Raw genomic sequence first — 13,798 nt, forward strand, 5'->3', positions numbered from 1 at the left:
CAACACTTTGAAGCGTCACATCTACCCATACAGCAAGCACCGTGCCAGCTTTTAATTTCCCTTCAAAATCAAGTACTTATATTCAAAGCCGATTTTTCCAGCCCATTTCCGCCGGATCCGGCCCGAAAAAGGGGGCTTTTTGTCGCCTGCCAGCGACAGCTTGTGGCAACAATATCAATGTTTCAGGTTAAGCCGCTGATTTTTAACGCTTTATTTTTGTCGCTAATCAGCGACAGGGTCGCCGTCGGCCCGGAACAAGGCCGGCGTCAGCTCATATTTCTGCAATAAACGGTAGAACTCCGTGCGGTTGCGGTCAGCCAGGCGGGCCGCGTCGGCCACGTTGCCGTCCGTCAGGCGCAGCAACTGGATCAGGTAGTCGCGCTCGAAGCGCTGCTTGGCTTCGTTATAGCTGAGCGCTTCGAGCGACGGCACGCGCAAGGCCCGCTGCACCAGCGACAAGGGCACCAGCGGCGCCGTGGCCAGCGCGCACACTTGCTCGACGACATTGACCAGTTGGCGTACGTTGCCCGGCCATGGCGCGGCCACCAGCGCCGTGAGGGCGTCGGGCGCGAAGCCGTTCAACGGTTTTTGATACTTGGCCGCCAGTTTCTGCAGGAAATGGTTTGCCAGCAAGGCGATGTCTTCGCGGCGCTCGGCCAGCGGCGGCAAGGTCAAGGTCACGACGTTGAGGCGGTAATACAGGTCTTCGCGGAATTGCCCTTCCGCCATGGCCACATCGAGGTCGCGGTGCGTGGCGGACAGCAAGCGCACGTCGACGGGCCGCGTCTGGTCGGCGCCCACGGGCCGCACGGCCCGCTCCTGCAGCACGCGCAGCAATTTGACTTGCAGCGGCAGCGGCATGTCGCCGATCTCGTCCAGAAACAGGGTGCCGCCATCGGCCGCCTGAAATAAACCTTCGCGGTTGCCGACGGCGCCCGTAAACGAGCCTTTCACGTGGCCGAACAGTTCCGATTCCAGCAGCTGCTCGGGGATGGCGCCGCAATTGACGGCGATGAACGGCGCCTTGGCGCGGCGGCTGGCGTTGTGCAGCGCGCGCGCCAGCAATTCCTTGCCCGTGCCGCTGGGGCCGCGGATCAGGATGCTGGCGTCGGACCCCGCTACCAGCTTGGCTTCGGCCAGCAGCTCGGCCATCTGCGCACTGCGGCTGATCAGTTCGGCACGCCAGCCTTCGTCGCCGGACGCCGGCGCCGGCATGACGGTGGACAAGTTGATGGCGTACGCCACCTTTTCCATCAAGAGCTTGCCGTCGAACGGCTTCGTCAGATACGCAAACGCGCCGCGCGCCGTCGCGTCGACGGCGTCGGGAATGGTGCCGTGCGCCGTGAGCAGAATGACGGGCAGGGCCGCGTGCTGGCGGCGGATTTCATCGAACAAAGCCAGGCCGTCGCGGCCCGGCAATTGCACGTCGGTAATGACCAGGGCCGGCAATTCCACGGCCAGGCGCGCCAGCGCCGCTTCCGCGCTGCCCACGGCCGTCACGCGATAGTTGCCCGCCTTCAAGCGGATGGTCAGCAGGCGCAGCAGGTCGGGGTCGTCGTCGACCAATAAGATGTGGGCGTGCTCGCTCATTTCGCCGCTCCTGCGGCAGGGCGCACGGACAGGCTGCGCTCGATGTTTTTCAGTGCCTCGAGTTTTTCATTGAGCAAGTCGATGCGGCGCTGCGCGTCGCGCAACTGCGTGTTGAGCTTGTCGATGCTCTCTTCCTGGCGGCGCAGTTCCGCGTACTGGCTGCCGAGCAATTGCGCCAGCGGCGCCAGCAGCTGCGCGTCCTTGCCCGTGGCCGTGGCCAGCGGTTCCAGCAAGGCTTGCGCGCGGGCCAGGTCGCCGGGGCCGCGCACGGTCGCCTGCAGCATGGCGCGGCGTAGCGTGTTGTGCGGCGCATGATCGGCTTTCGTTAGGTCCAGCTGCGCTTTCGCCAGTTCCGACGGCGTCATCAGGCGCAAGGCACTCTGATACGCGAGCAGTTCGGCCAGCTGGGGGTCGGCCACGACCACCACGCGCGGCGGCGTCTGTACCAGCACGGGCGTCTGGGTGGGGGGCTTGGCGGCGCAAGCGCCCAACAGCAGCGCACAGGCGGCCATGCCGGCCAGGGAAGTTCTCGTCATCATAAGGGCAGTTCTATCCGAAAATGCGCGCCAGCCTGGCGCGGTAAAAGAGTGACGCTGCCATCGTGGGCGGCGATATATTCGCGCACGATGGACAGGCCGATGCCATTGCCGTTGCGCGCGCCGGCCGCCTGGCGCACTCCCTGGTAAAACGGTTCAAAAATGCGCGCGGCATCCTCGGGCGCCACGCCGGCCCCCTCGTCGACGCAATCGATGCGCACGCGGCCTCCTTCGCAAGACAGGGTGAAACGCACGGTGCCGCCCTCCGGGCTGAAACGCACGGCATTCGACAGCAAATTCGCCAGGGCGGTGGCCAGCTTGTCGCGGTCGGCCTGCACGATCAGGGATTCGCCCTGCACCTCGACCGTCAAACGGCGCGCCAGCCATTGCAGGCGCTGCGCGGCCACCACATCTTGCAGCAAGACCAGCAAGTCGACCTTGCTGTGCGCCAGATGCTGGGCGTCAAAAGCGGCGGTATTGTAGCGCAGCAAGTCTTCGATCTGGGTTTGCAGCGAGGCCGTGTTTTGCTGCAAGATGCCGGCGATTTCGCGCTGGCTGTCGCTGAGCTTGCCGGCCACCTCGTCTTCCAGCAAGGCCACGCCTTCGCGCAGGGCCGCCAGCGGCGTCTTCAGCTCATGCGAGATATGGCGCAGAAAACGTTCCTTGTCGGCATCGAGGTCCGCCAGGCGCTGGCGCAGCCAGTCCAGCTGCTGGCCCAGGCGGCGCGTGTCGGCCGGGCCGCCGACGACGATGGGCTGGTCGTAGCGCTTCTCGCCCAGGCGCTCGATGGCCGTCTCGATGCGGCGCAGCGGACGCGAGAGTAAAAAACCGAAGCAGGTGGCCAGCACGGCCGCCAGCAGCACGGCGCCGCCCACCAGCAGGCCCAGCAGGCGGCGCTGGCGCTCCAGCTCGGCCAGCAGCGCGTCATTGCGGCTGCCGATTTCCGTCTTGCTTTCGCGCGCCAGGCTGTCATTGATCTGCGTCATGCGGGCAAACGCGCGGTACACGACGGCGTGGCCATCGCGCTTGCGGCGTTTTCCAGCTTGCAAGACTTCCCACGCCGATTGCGCCTGCACCGTCCATTCGTCGGCCAGCTGGGGAGCGAATTCGGGCGTGGCGCGGTTCAGCACTTGCAGCGCCGCCGTCGCTTCCTCGCGCGCCGCCGCGTAACGCTCGCGGAACACGGGGTCGTCCAGCACGAGGAACTGGCGCGCGCTGCGCTCCATGGCCAGGGTGCGCTCGGACAGGCGCTGCGACTGTTCCGTCAGGGCGATCGCCTGCGCCGCCGTCTCACGCCCCAGCCGGGCCAGGTGCTCCAGGGTCAGCAGGGCTTGCACGGAGGTGGCCGTCAAGATACCCGTCGTCAAAATGAAGGCGGCAAATAACAGTTGGCGAAAGGAAAGTCGGGACAAGGTAGGCGCCTTCGGTTCAGTCTGGAGTGCAAAAGGCGCATGGTACGCTAAGCCCCCATCCTGGGGCGCCACCTGTCCAAAAATAGCTTATTTTGCAACATTGTTGCTTTTCCGGCCGACAAGCGAGGCCCGGCGGCGGCGCACGAATACTCCTAGTACAATAGGGAAAACTTCACGCAGGCATCAAAGTGACACCCCGCCCTGGCGGCCAGTCCTGGCATTCCGCCACTTTGCCCCCACATGTGATGCAGCCCCACCGACACTCCGAATCACCTACCGAAGAGATCCCATACCGCATGAGCACATTTGAAAAAGTCAGCAGCAACTTCATTCCAGTCTTGCAGGCAACCATCGAGCAATATGTCGAGCCAGCAACGGGCATGCGCCATATCCACATGCATACCGAGCAGGCTGAGATGGTGTTCCTGGTGGCCTTTCCCACTGTGCCGGAAGTGAGCGACGGACGCGCCCACATCCTCGAACACCTGGCCTTGTGCGGTTCGTCGCGCTACCCGGTGCGCGACCCGTTTTTCTCGATGCTGCGCCGCTCGACGGCCACCTTCATGAATGCGATGACCTATCCGGACCGCACCGTGTACCCGTTCGCCAGCACCGACCGCAAGGATTTCTTCAACCTGCTCGACGTCTATCTCGATGCGGCCTTCTTCCCGAACCTCGATTACCTGAACTTCCGCCAGGAAGGCTGGCGCCATGCGTTCGAAGGCGACAAGCTCGTGTACCAGGGCATCGTCTTCAATGAAATGAAGGGCGCCTTCAACAGCCCCATGCGCGCGCTCGACAGCGGCATCGCCAGCGCCTTGCTCAAGGGCACGACGTATGAAGTGGAATCGGGCGGCGATCCGCTCGACATCCCCGAGCTGACGCATGCCATGCTGAAAGAATTCCACGCCAGTCACTACCATCCTTCGCAAGCCGTGATCATGACCGCCGGCAATATCGAAGCGTCGGCCGTGCAGGAGCAGGTCGCCGAGCGCGTGCTATCCAAGCTCAGCGGCTTTAGCCCGCGCCGCCTGCCGCAGCTGGCGCCCGCGTGGACGGCGCCGCAGGAAAACATCGTCAAGATTCCTTCACAGGAAGCGCGCGACGATGAATTCGGCCTGCAATTTGCCTGGCTGATGGGCGAATCGAGCGACCCCATCGCCTACTACCACGCGCATTTGCTGTCGCATGGCTTGCTCGGCGAATCGTCGGCGCCCGTCATGCGCGCCATGGAATCGGCCGGCTATGGCCGCCCATCGGACATGAATGGCCGCGACGCGGGCATCCGCCAGATGGTGTTCCACATCGGCATGGAAGGTTTAACCAAAGAACAGATCGCCGATGCGCACCAGCGCATCTGGGCCGCGCTGGAAGAAACGGCGGAAGAGGGCATTCCCGCCGCCGTGCTGCACGCGGCCTTGCGCGACATCAAATACAGCCAGCGCGAAATCAGCAGCGGCCGCATGCCTTACGGCCTGGGCCGTTTGCTGCACGCCTTGCCGCTGGCCATGTACGACGGCAACGTGATGGACGCCTTCGACAATGCGGCCATCCTGGAAACCCTGGAGCAGCAGATCGACGACCCGGCATTCTTCAAGCAGCTGGTGCGCGAGCTGATCGCCAACCCGACCCGTCTGACGACGCACGTGGTGCCCGACAGCGCCTATTTTACCGACCGCGCCGCGCAGGAAGACGCCAAACTGGCGGCCCTGCAGGCAAAGCTGACGGATGCCGAGCGCGAACACATCGTGGCCGAGTCCGCAGCGCTGGAAGCGCATCAGCAGCTGCCGTCAAATTCGGAAGTGCTGCCGCGCATCCGCCCTGGCGACGTCAGCGCCGCGCCGCGCCCGGCCCTGCCGATTCCACCGGCCGTCGATGGCGCCGTGGCGTTCAGCATTGCCTCGAACGGCATCAGCTATGCCAACGTGCTGTACGACGTGTCGGGCCTGCCGGAAGCGTCGTGGCCATGGCTGCGCCTGTACACGGACCTGGCGCCGGAACTGGGCGTGGGCGACATGTCGTTCGATGACGCCAGCGCCTGGCGCCAGAGCATGGTGCCGTCGTTCCACATCGGCCTGGAAGCCATTCCCCGCCCGCAGCAAGCGATGCGCGTGGAATTGTCGTTCTCGGCCAGCGGCTTGCGCGAAGAACACGCGGCCATCGCCGCCGTGCTGTCGGCCTGGATCGCCAAGCCACGCTTCGATGAAGAAGAGCGCCTGGCGTTCCTGATCGAAAGCCTGGTGCAAGACAAACTCTCCAGCCTGGCCGAATCGGGCAACCGCTACGCCATGCTTGCCTCGGCAGCGCCGCTGTCGCCGACGCGCCGCTTCGACGACATCGTCGGCGGCCCGGCAGCATTGCCGTTTTACCGCCGTTTGCAGCAGCTGAGCAAAACGTCGGCAGGCTTGCAGGAAATCGCACGCGAACTCGACACCCTGCATGCGCACATCATCGCCCAGCCGCCGACCGTGCTGTGCGCGGGCCTGGAGCAGGATGGCATCACGCTGGCACGTCTGCTCGAGTTGCCGGCCGCCAGCACGGAGGCGGCCGCGCCAGCCGTTGCCGCCGCTCCGGCTACCTTGCCACTGGCCAACACGGCCCTGTATGCGACGAGCCAGATCAACCATTGCTTCGTTTCCTGGGCCGTGCCCGGCGTGCATAATCCCGATGCTGCGGCCCTGGCCGTGGCCGCCGAGCTGATGACCAACCAGGTGCTGCATACGGCCCTGCGCGAAAAAGGCGGCGCGTATGGCGGCAGCGCCAGCTACGCGGCCGGCGCCGGCACGTTCACGCTGAGCTCCTACCGCGATCCGCGCCTGGCCGGCACGTTCGCCGACTTCGGCACGACGCTCGACCAGATCCTCGACGGCGATTTCTCGCAAGAGCAGGTGGAAGAAGCCATCATCTGCGTCATCAAGGGCCTCGACAAGCCGCACTCGCCGTACGCGGAAGCGCTGACGGCCTGGAACATGCAGCAGCGGGGCACGACGGAAGCCGTGCGCCAGCAGTTCCGTACCGGCGTGCTCAATTGCACCCTGGCGCAGATCAAGGACGTCACGCACACCTGGCTGAAAAACGGCCAGCAAAGCCGCGCCGCGTTTGCGGGCAATACGACGCAAGACCTGGCCGGCCTGGACGTGGTCGATCTGCTGGCGCTGGCTTCCTAAGCTGGCCGGAGACGTCGGATTACGCGCGGCTTTGCCGCGCTAATCCGACCTACCCGATCTGCCTGAGCCGTAGCGTAGGTCGGATTAGCGGCGGCACGCCGCGTAATCCGACACCACCACCGATCAGCCAGGTACGGCGCCTGCTTCCATGTACATCAATTCCCACTGATGCCCATCGGGATCCTGGAAACTGTGGCCATACATGAAGCCGAAATCGATCGGCTCCTTGTAGATGCTGCCGCCCGCCTGGACGGCTTTCGCCACCAGCGCATCGACTTCGCCCCGGCTCTCGGCCGACAAACACACGAGCACTTCCGTCGCTACCTTGGTATCGCACAGCTGCTTGGGCGTGAATTGCTTGAACTTGTCGTGCGTCAACAGCATCACGAAGATATCGTCGGCAACGATCATGCACGTCGCTGTTTCATCCGTGAAATGGGCATTGAAACTGAAGCCCAGCGCCGTGAAAAACGCCACGGAGCGTTCCAGCGACTGGACGGGAAGATTGACAAAGATTTTGCGGGCCATCATGTCTCCTTGTGGGTCGTAGTTATGGATGCTGCCCGCCGATTCTACACCGGCTTTTTACGCGCCCGCGCGTCCCACGGTCTTCGGCGCGTAGCCGAAATAGCGGCTGAAGGCGGCACTGAAATTGGCCGGGTGGCGGTAGCCCGTTTGCCAGCCCGCCTGCGCCACCTGGCAACCATTTTCCAGCAGTAACTTTGCCCGCTGCATGCGCAGCGCCAGCAGGGTGCGCTGGGGGCTGTCGCCATAGCGGTAGCGCCATCCCTGCTTGAGCTTGAACAAACTCAAGCCCGCTTGCGCGCACAGGTAATCGAGCGTGAGTGCCTGCGCCATCTGCTCCTGCATCAGCGCGTAGACGCGTTCCAATTTGACGATGTCGGCCTCGGACCAGCGCGGCACGGATGCGGGCGCGGGCCGCAGTCCCCGCAGCTGTTCCGCCAGGATACTCAGCACGCCGATATGCACGGCCAGCGGGTCCGTCGCGCGCAGCAGCGAGCGGGCGTGCAGGGTAGCGGCCGCAGTGGTGGCCGCATGCGCCAGCTGGCGCGCGCCGCCGTGGGGCAGCAGGGACGCCAACCCCTCCGGCCAGTAGCGCGCCAGCGCCTCTTCATCGATCAGCACGCGCAATTGCGCCGCCCGTTGATGCGCCTCGAAACGGCGCTCGCCGCTGACGTGCCGGAACACCGTCATCGTTGTATGGCCACCCTGGAAACGCAATTGTTCGCCATCGCGCGTGGCGTAGGCGGACGCGCCTTCCAGGCCGATGGTGATCACCATGCCGCCCCCGTCGTCATGCTGCGATGGCTCGACGAGCGCAAGCCGTGGCCGGTAGTCGGAATGCACGAGCAGCAAGCCCTGGTCGACCTGGCGCTGGTCGGCGCGGCACTCTTTCAACCCCGGGTCCAGCTGGCGCCGCGTCCAGCCTGCCGCTTCCCTGTCCTGTCCCCTCATCGCTCCTCCCTGTCCTTGCGCGCCGTCGCGCATACGAAATACGCCGTGCCGCATATAAATGCAAATGATAATTATTCTCATTGTTGCATAAAATGACGCTGATGCCCACCTCGCCGAAAGGAAGATCATGTCATTCGATACGCAACACGCCTTGCAACCATACTGGGACCTGGCCGTCGCGCCCGTCCAGGCCGATGGACTGGCCGCCGCCCTGGAACTGGGTATTTTCGAGGTGCTGGCCACGCCGCACACGCCGGCGCAACTGGCGGACGTCCTGTCGCTGCATGCGCCGCACACGGCCCTGCTGCTGGAATTGCTTTGGAGCATGCAGGTGCTGGAGCGCGACGGCGCCGATACTGAGGCACTACGCTACCGCTGCACGGCCACCACCTTGCAGTATTTCTGCCGCGACTCTGTTGCCTTTTGCGGCGACGCCTGGCTGTACCGGCTGCACGCGCTGCGCCATTTCGCCACACAGCTCAACACCCTGGTGCGCGACGGCGGAAAAGTAACGCCCTACAGCACGGCGAGCGGGGTCAACTGGGCCACCGCCGCGCAGCAGCAAATCGGCCAGGAGCAGCGCGCCGTCACCATGCGCGCCGCCCTGTGCGTGATGCAGCGCGTCGCCCCGTTTGCGGACGGCAACACGCCGCTGCGCCTGCTCGACGCGGGCGGCGGTCCCGGCTGGGTGGCCATTGCGCTGGCGCAAGCCCATGCGGGCGTGCACGGCTGCGTTTTCGACTGGCCGGAAACGGTGGCCGTGGCGGCCGCGAACATCGCCCATGCGCAACTATCCGACCGCCTGGAGACCCTGGGCGGCGACCTGGACAGCGACGATATCGGCGGCGGCTACGACCTCATCTGGTGCTCGTCCGTGCTGCATTTCGTGCCAGACATGGCGGCTGCCTTGCGCAAGATGCAGGCAGCCTTGAAGCCAGGTGGCGTGCTCGTCTGCATACAGGCGGAAATCGCGGCGGCGCCGGGCGACGCGGCGCGCGTGCTGCCGTATTACTTGCCAATGCGCATGCTGGGCCGCACGGTGACACGGCACGGTGAATTGGCGCAGCTGCTGCGCGACACGGGCTGGCGGCAAGTGGAGCAATACGGCGCCAGCGATTTTCCCATGGCCCCCGTGCAGGTGCTGATTGCTCGTGCCTAACAATTACCATTTAGCAATTATCTTTTTTATAGCAAAAAAGGACGCAAATGCGCTAAGCTGTGCCGGCATTGATCGATGTCATCCGCAGCACTGTGCTGCCTTCACAAGGAACCCATCATGAGTCAAGCTATTGCAGGGAAAGTCGTCCTCATCACCGGTGCCAGCAGCGGCCTGGGAGAAGCCACCGCGCGCCATCTGGCCGCGTTGGGCGCCTGCGTCGTGCTCGGTGCGCGCCGCATGGATTTGCTCAATACCATCGCCGAGGAAATCACGGCCGCCGGCGGCCAGGCCGCCATTGCCCAGACCGACGTCACTCAGGCGGGCGACCTGAAGCGCCTGGTCGACACGGCCCTGGCCGTGTTCGGCAAGGTCGATGTGATGATCAACAATGCGGGGCTGATGGCCATCGCGCCGATGAGCGCCTTGCAAGTCGACGAGTGGAACAACATGATCGATATCAACATCAAAGGCGTGTTGAACGGCATCGCCGCCGTCCTGCCATACTTCCAGGCGCAAAACAGCGGCCACTTCATCAATATCTCGTCGGTGGCGGGACAAAAAGTCTTCAGCCCGGGCGGCACCGTCTACAGCGGCACCAAGTTTGCCGTCAGCGCCATTTCAGAAGGCTTGCGCCACGAGCTGGCGGCCAGCGGCGGCACCATCCGCACCACCGTCATTGCGCCGGGCGCCGTGGACACGGAGTTGAGCCAGGGCAGCAGCCACGCCGAGAGCGCCAAGGCCGTCAAGGAGTTCTACCAGATCGCCATTCCCGCCGATGCCGTGGCGCGCGCCATCGCGTATGCGATCGAGCAGCCGGCCGACGTGGCTATCAATGAGATCGTGCTGCGCCCGACGGCGCAGGCGTTTTAAGCGGCATCCTGTTGCAGCGATTCGATGATCAAGCCGGCCAGGCGCTCGACGGGCGGCCTGGACACGCTTGAGGCGCGCAGCAATTCCAGCGACAGCGGAGGCAGGGCGGGCAAGCCCGCTTCCACGTGATCGAGCGCGCGCACGGTCGAGGGCAAGCCCAGGCCCGTGCGCACCGTCACGCCCAGCCCGGCCGCCGCCGCCGCCCACAGTCCCGCCAGGCTGGGACTGGTAAACGCCGTGCGCCAGGCGATGCCGGCCCCATCGAGCGCCTGCGTGGCGCAGCGCTGGAACAGGCATTCGCGGTCGAACGTAATGAGCGGCAAAGGCTCGCCCGACTCGGGGCGCCAGGCCAGGCTGGACGAGGCGATCCAGCGCATGGACGGTTCGGCAATATGCTGGCGCTGCTGCTGCGGATATTCGGCCACGTCGGCGATACAGGCGCCGCCCCACAGCAGGGCCAGGTCCAGCTGGCCCATGGCCAGCCCTTCCATCAGGGCCGTGTTGCGCGCCACGTGCGCCTCGATGCGCACTTTCGGATGCGCGCGGGCAAAACGCCCCAGCACGTCAGGCAGCAAGGCTTCGCCAAAATCTTCCTGCAAGCCCAGCCGGATCCACCCTTCCAGTTCCGCCCCGCGCAAGGCGACGGCCGCCTCGTCGTTGAGTTCCAGCAGGCGGCGCGCATAGCCGAGCAGCACGTCGCCGGCCGGCGTCAGCGCCAGGCCCCTGCCATCCTTGCGGAACAGGGGCATGCCCGCCTGCTCCTCGAGTTTTTTCAGCTGCGCGCTGACGGCCGAGGTGGAACGGCCCACCTTGTCGGCCGCGCGGGCAAAGCTGCCCAGCTCGATGCCAGCCACATAGCTGCGCAGAAAGGCGATGTCGAAATTAAGCAGGCTCATGGCGTGGCGGTGATCGTCCGGTTTTATGGGATGGTGTGGCACAAATTATCTGATATTCAGAATGATCGTAGCGCGCCACACTGTCAGGGTCAACCACTTTTCTCTCCCTGCCATGAACACCAGTTGCCAAGCCATTCCCGTTCCTGTCCCCGTCACCGCGCCCGTGCTGGGCGACGCCCACCGCTGGAAAGTGCTCGCCGTCGGCGTGGCGGCCAATGCCAGCTTTTCCGCCGCCGCCAACGGCATGCCCACCACGGCCATCTGGCTGCGCAGCGGCTATCACCTGAGCAATACAGAACTGGGGGTGGCGCTGGGCGCCATGGGCCTGGGCGTGGCCCTGACCGAATTGCCATGGGGCATCGCCACCGACCGCTGGGGCGACCGTCCCGTGCTGCTGACCGGCTTGCTGGGCACCATGCTGGCGCTGCTGGCCTTGCTGCTGTGGATTACGCCCGCTGGCGGGTCCGTGCCGCCGTTATGGGCGCTAGCGGCGGGGCTGGCGCTGGTCGGCGTGCTGGGAGGCAGCGTGAACGGCGCCAGCGGCCGCGCCGTGATGCGCTGGTTCGGCCCCGGCGAACGGGGTTTTGCCATGAGCATCCGCCAGACGGCCGTGCCGCTGGGCGGCGGCCTCGGCGCCCTCATCCTGCCCAGCCTGGCATCGCGCTACGGCTTCATGCCCGTGTTTGGCGCCCTGGCCCTCGTATGCGGCCTGTCGGCGTTTTTTACGTGGCGCTGGATGCATGAGCCCGATTTCTCTGCCGAGGCCGCCAAGGGGCCGCACAATGCGTCCAAAAGCCTGTCCGGGATCAAGCCACTGCCACCGTTACGCAATCGAAAGGTCTGGCGCATGGTGGCCGCCATCGGCTTGCTGTGCGTGCCCCAGTTTGCCGTGCTCAGCTACGCCACCGTCTTCCTGCACGACCATGGCGGCCTGGGCCTGGCGGCCATCACGGCCGTGATGGTGGCCCTGCAGGCGGGCGCCATGGTGATGCGCATCTGGAGCGGACGCCATACGGACCGCCACGCGAACCGGCCCGCCTACCTGCGCGGCTCGGCCCTGGTGGCGCTGGCTGCATTCATTTTGCTGGGATGCATCGCCTGGCTGGAGGCGCCGGGCTGGCTGCTGATGGCCGCCGTGGTGCTCGCCGGCATCGCCGTGTCCGCCTGGCATGGCGTGGCCTACACGGAGCTGGCCACGGAAGCGGGCGGCGCCAACGCGGGCACGGCCCTGGGCATGGCGAACACGGCCGTCTACGTGGGGCTGTTCCTCACGCCGATGGCCATCCCGCACCTGCTGGCGGCCAGCAACTGGCCCGTCGTATGGTGGCTGGCGGGACTGGTGGCGCTACTGACCTGGCCGCTGTTTCCGAAGCCTTAAGAAAGCGGCGAAATCCGGTAAACGCAGCGCATCGCGTTCGCCAGCACGTGCTGCTCGCGCACGATGCTGGCGCTTGGCCCCACCACTTCCTGGAACAGCTGCAGTTCGGAGCGGCAAAAGCCCTGGCAGGTGCGCGCCGCGGCGCAGATGGGGCAGTGGTCTTCGATCAGCAGCCAGTCGTCGCCGTCCGCTTCCACGCGCGCCATATACCCCTCTTCATCGCGCACGGCGGCCAATTGCTGCAGCCGCGTGGGCAAGTCCGGCGCCGAACACGCCAAGGCGTACGCGCTGCGGCTTTCCTCTTCGCGCTGCGTGATCAGTTTATCCAGCCCCGCCTCGCCGAACAGCTGGCGCACGGAACCGATCAGCTTGATCGTCAGTTGCGCATGCGTGTCGGGAAAGCGCGCATTGCCCGCTTCCGTCAAGACCCAGTTCTGGCGCGGCCGTCCCGCGCCCGCCTGCGCTTCCTGGCGTCCTTCGATCAGGCCCGCCGCCACCAGCTTTTGCACTTGCTGGCGCGCCGCCTCGCCCGTCATGTCCAGGGTCTTGGCCAGGGTCGCCGTGGAGACGGGTCCCTTGGTCTTGATGAAATACAGGATGCGCTCCGTCGTTTGCGGCGCTTCGCTATTATCCAAACGTTTACTTGTGTAATTCATTTCGCTCAACTATCATGGGGCCAGTTAACCAACTAATTGCTTGCATAATAGGCCGGTAGCTCCCCGCTGTCGAGGAGTTTCCACGCCTGCATGCCGGCAAGGTACTCTTTTGACAGGATTTCCCCATGCAACTGTCTCACTCCATCTGGCTGTTTCACGCCATCCTCGCTACCGGCCTGGCCTCCTGGCTCACCCTGGCCGCCATCAACAACCTGCACGCCTTCCACGGCTCCGTCTGGGCCATCGGCAACACCATGCGCATGGACCCGCTGCGCCAGGACCCGACCATCCAGACGCCGCTGCTGCGCCGCGCGCTCACCTCGTTGACCTTGCACCGGCTCTCGCTGGGCGTGGTGCTGGCGCTGCAACTGCTGGCCGCCATCGCCGCCTGGACGGGCGTGGCGCTGTTGTTCGGCGGCGGCCTGGCTGCTGGCTTGCCCTGGCTGAACCTGGCCTTGTGCGCGATGGCCACCTTTTTGCTGCTGATGCACCTGGGCGGCCTGTGGTTCGGGTACTGGATCGCGCAGGAAGGCTTGCAGACGACGCACCTGGTGCTGCTGCTGTGGACCCTGGCGCTGTTTTTCACCTTCAACGCGCAGCAGACCTGATCAGCCTCTGCTGCGCCTCTTCTTTTTCCCTTTTACTGCTGTAAAGGACT

Annotated in this window: 12 protein-coding genes; 5 read left to right on the forward strand and 7 right to left on the reverse strand. The window is 65.1% G+C overall.

From position 1 onward, the window contains the following. Positions 1–222 precede the first annotated feature (222 nt). The 3 genes from JAB4_RS01260 to JAB4_RS01270 are packed head-to-tail and all read right to left on the reverse strand — an operon-like array spanning position 223 to position 3,538. Positions 223–1,590 (reverse strand): sigma 54-interacting transcriptional regulator, encoded by a 1,368-nt coding sequence (locus JAB4_RS01260; RefSeq protein ID WP_070223278.1) that lies wholly within the window; start codon positions 1,588–1,590, stop codon positions 223–225. Continuing rightward, complete coding sequence (locus tag JAB4_RS01265; protein ID WP_227742073.1) at positions 1,587–2,129, reverse strand: hypothetical protein; 543 nt, start codon at positions 2,127–2,129, stop codon at positions 1,587–1,589. Before JAB4_RS01265 ends, JAB4_RS01260 begins: the two co-directional genes overlap by 4 nt. Next, positions 2,126–3,538, reverse strand: coding sequence for an ATP-binding protein (locus JAB4_RS01270; RefSeq protein WP_070223280.1), 1,413 nt, complete (start codon positions 3,536–3,538; stop codon positions 2,126–2,128). Before JAB4_RS01270 ends, JAB4_RS01265 begins: the two co-directional genes overlap by 4 nt. 296 nt (positions 3,539–3,834) lie before the next feature. On the opposite strand from JAB4_RS01270, the gene JAB4_RS01275 reads away from it, so the two are divergent. Then, complete coding sequence (locus JAB4_RS01275) at positions 3,835–6,705, forward strand: insulinase family protein (RefSeq protein WP_070223282.1); 2,871 nt, start codon at positions 3,835–3,837, stop codon at positions 6,703–6,705. 123 nt (positions 6,706–6,828) lie between these two features. On the opposite strand, the gene JAB4_RS01280 is transcribed toward JAB4_RS01275, so the two are convergent. Together JAB4_RS01280 and JAB4_RS01285 are read right to left on the reverse strand one after the other, a co-directional pair. Beyond that, entirely contained in the window at positions 6,829–7,233 is a 405-nt protein-coding gene (locus JAB4_RS01280; RefSeq protein WP_070223284.1) for a VOC family protein, read from the reverse strand. A gap of 57 nt (positions 7,234–7,290) precedes the next feature. Further along, the gene (locus JAB4_RS01285; RefSeq protein WP_070223287.1) at positions 7,291–8,181 is read right to left on the reverse strand and encodes an AraC family transcriptional regulator; all 891 of its coding nucleotides are present in this window, start codon (positions 8,179–8,181) and stop codon (positions 7,291–7,293) included. A 127-nt stretch (positions 8,182–8,308) separates the two neighbouring features. On the opposite strand from JAB4_RS01285, the gene JAB4_RS01290 reads away from it, so the two are divergent. Next, the gene (locus tag JAB4_RS01290) at positions 8,309–9,340 is read left to right on the forward strand and encodes a methyltransferase domain-containing protein (protein WP_070223289.1); all 1,032 of its coding nucleotides are present in this window, start codon (positions 8,309–8,311) and stop codon (positions 9,338–9,340) included. Positions 9,341–9,457: 117 nt separating this feature from the next. Further along, a complete protein-coding gene (locus tag JAB4_RS01295; RefSeq protein ID WP_070223291.1) occupies positions 9,458–10,210 on the forward strand; it encodes an SDR family oxidoreductase in 753 nt (250 codons plus the stop codon). On the opposite strand, the gene JAB4_RS01300 is transcribed toward JAB4_RS01295, so the two are convergent. Continuing rightward, positions 10,207–11,106 carry a LysR substrate-binding domain-containing protein gene (locus tag JAB4_RS01300; RefSeq protein ID WP_070223293.1) on the reverse strand — a complete coding sequence of 300 codons (900 nt, stop codon included), beginning with the start codon at positions 11,104–11,106 and terminating at the stop codon, positions 10,207–10,209. The two genes, JAB4_RS01295 and JAB4_RS01300, sit on opposite strands and share 4 nt — an antisense overlap. Positions 11,107–11,218: 112 nt before the next feature. On the opposite strand from JAB4_RS01300, the gene JAB4_RS01305 reads away from it, so the two are divergent. Further along, positions 11,219–12,484, forward strand: coding sequence for an MFS transporter (locus tag JAB4_RS01305; RefSeq protein ID WP_070223295.1), 1,266 nt, complete (start codon positions 11,219–11,221; stop codon positions 12,482–12,484). On the opposite strand, the gene JAB4_RS01310 is transcribed toward JAB4_RS01305, so the two are convergent. Continuing rightward, positions 12,481–13,140, reverse strand: a complete 660-nt coding sequence (locus JAB4_RS01310; protein ID WP_070223362.1) for a MarR family transcriptional regulator — start codon at positions 13,138–13,140, stop codon at positions 12,481–12,483. The genes JAB4_RS01305 and JAB4_RS01310 overlap by 4 nt on opposite strands. 125 nt (positions 13,141–13,265) lie before the next feature. On the opposite strand from JAB4_RS01310, the gene JAB4_RS01315 reads away from it, so the two are divergent. Further along, positions 13,266–13,748: a DUF2165 family protein gene (locus JAB4_RS01315; RefSeq protein ID WP_070223297.1), complete on the forward strand. Its 483-nt coding sequence runs from the start codon at positions 13,266–13,268 to the stop codon at positions 13,746–13,748. The last annotated feature ends 50 nt before the right edge of the window (positions 13,749–13,798 follow it).

Origin of the sequence: Janthinobacterium sp. HH102 (genome assembly GCF_001758625.2) — a bacterium.
Classification (GTDB): Bacteria; Pseudomonadota; Gammaproteobacteria; order Burkholderiales; family Burkholderiaceae_D; genus Janthinobacterium.

Coding starts and splice junctions, on each gene's coding strand:
- JAB4_RS01310 (WP_070223362.1), bottom strand. CDS start 13,140: ATGAATTACACAAGTAAACGTTTGGATAATAGCGAAGCGCCGCAAACG.
- JAB4_RS01305 (WP_070223295.1), top strand. CDS start 11,219: ATGAACACCAGTTGCCAAGCCATTCCCGTTCCTGTCCCCGTCACCGCG.
- JAB4_RS01300 (WP_070223293.1), bottom strand. CDS start 11,106: ATGAGCCTGCTTAATTTCGACATCGCCTTTCTGCGCAGCTATGTGGCT.
- JAB4_RS01265 (WP_227742073.1), bottom strand. CDS start 2,129: ATGATGACGAGAACTTCCCTGGCCGGCATGGCCGCCTGTGCGCTGCTG.
- JAB4_RS01280 (WP_070223284.1), bottom strand. CDS start 7,233: ATGGCCCGCAAAATCTTTGTCAATCTTCCCGTCCAGTCGCTGGAACGC.
- JAB4_RS01295 (WP_070223291.1), top strand. CDS start 9,458: ATGAGTCAAGCTATTGCAGGGAAAGTCGTCCTCATCACCGGTGCCAGC.
- JAB4_RS01285 (WP_070223287.1), bottom strand. CDS start 8,181: ATGAGGGGACAGGACAGGGAAGCGGCAGGCTGGACGCGGCGCCAGCTG.
- JAB4_RS01290 (WP_070223289.1), top strand. CDS start 8,309: ATGTCATTCGATACGCAACACGCCTTGCAACCATACTGGGACCTGGCC.
- JAB4_RS01260 (WP_070223278.1), bottom strand. CDS start 1,590: ATGAGCGAGCACGCCCACATCTTATTGGTCGACGACGACCCCGACCTG.
- JAB4_RS01315 (WP_070223297.1), top strand. CDS start 13,266: ATGCAACTGTCTCACTCCATCTGGCTGTTTCACGCCATCCTCGCTACC.
- JAB4_RS01275 (WP_070223282.1), top strand. CDS start 3,835: ATGAGCACATTTGAAAAAGTCAGCAGCAACTTCATTCCAGTCTTGCAG.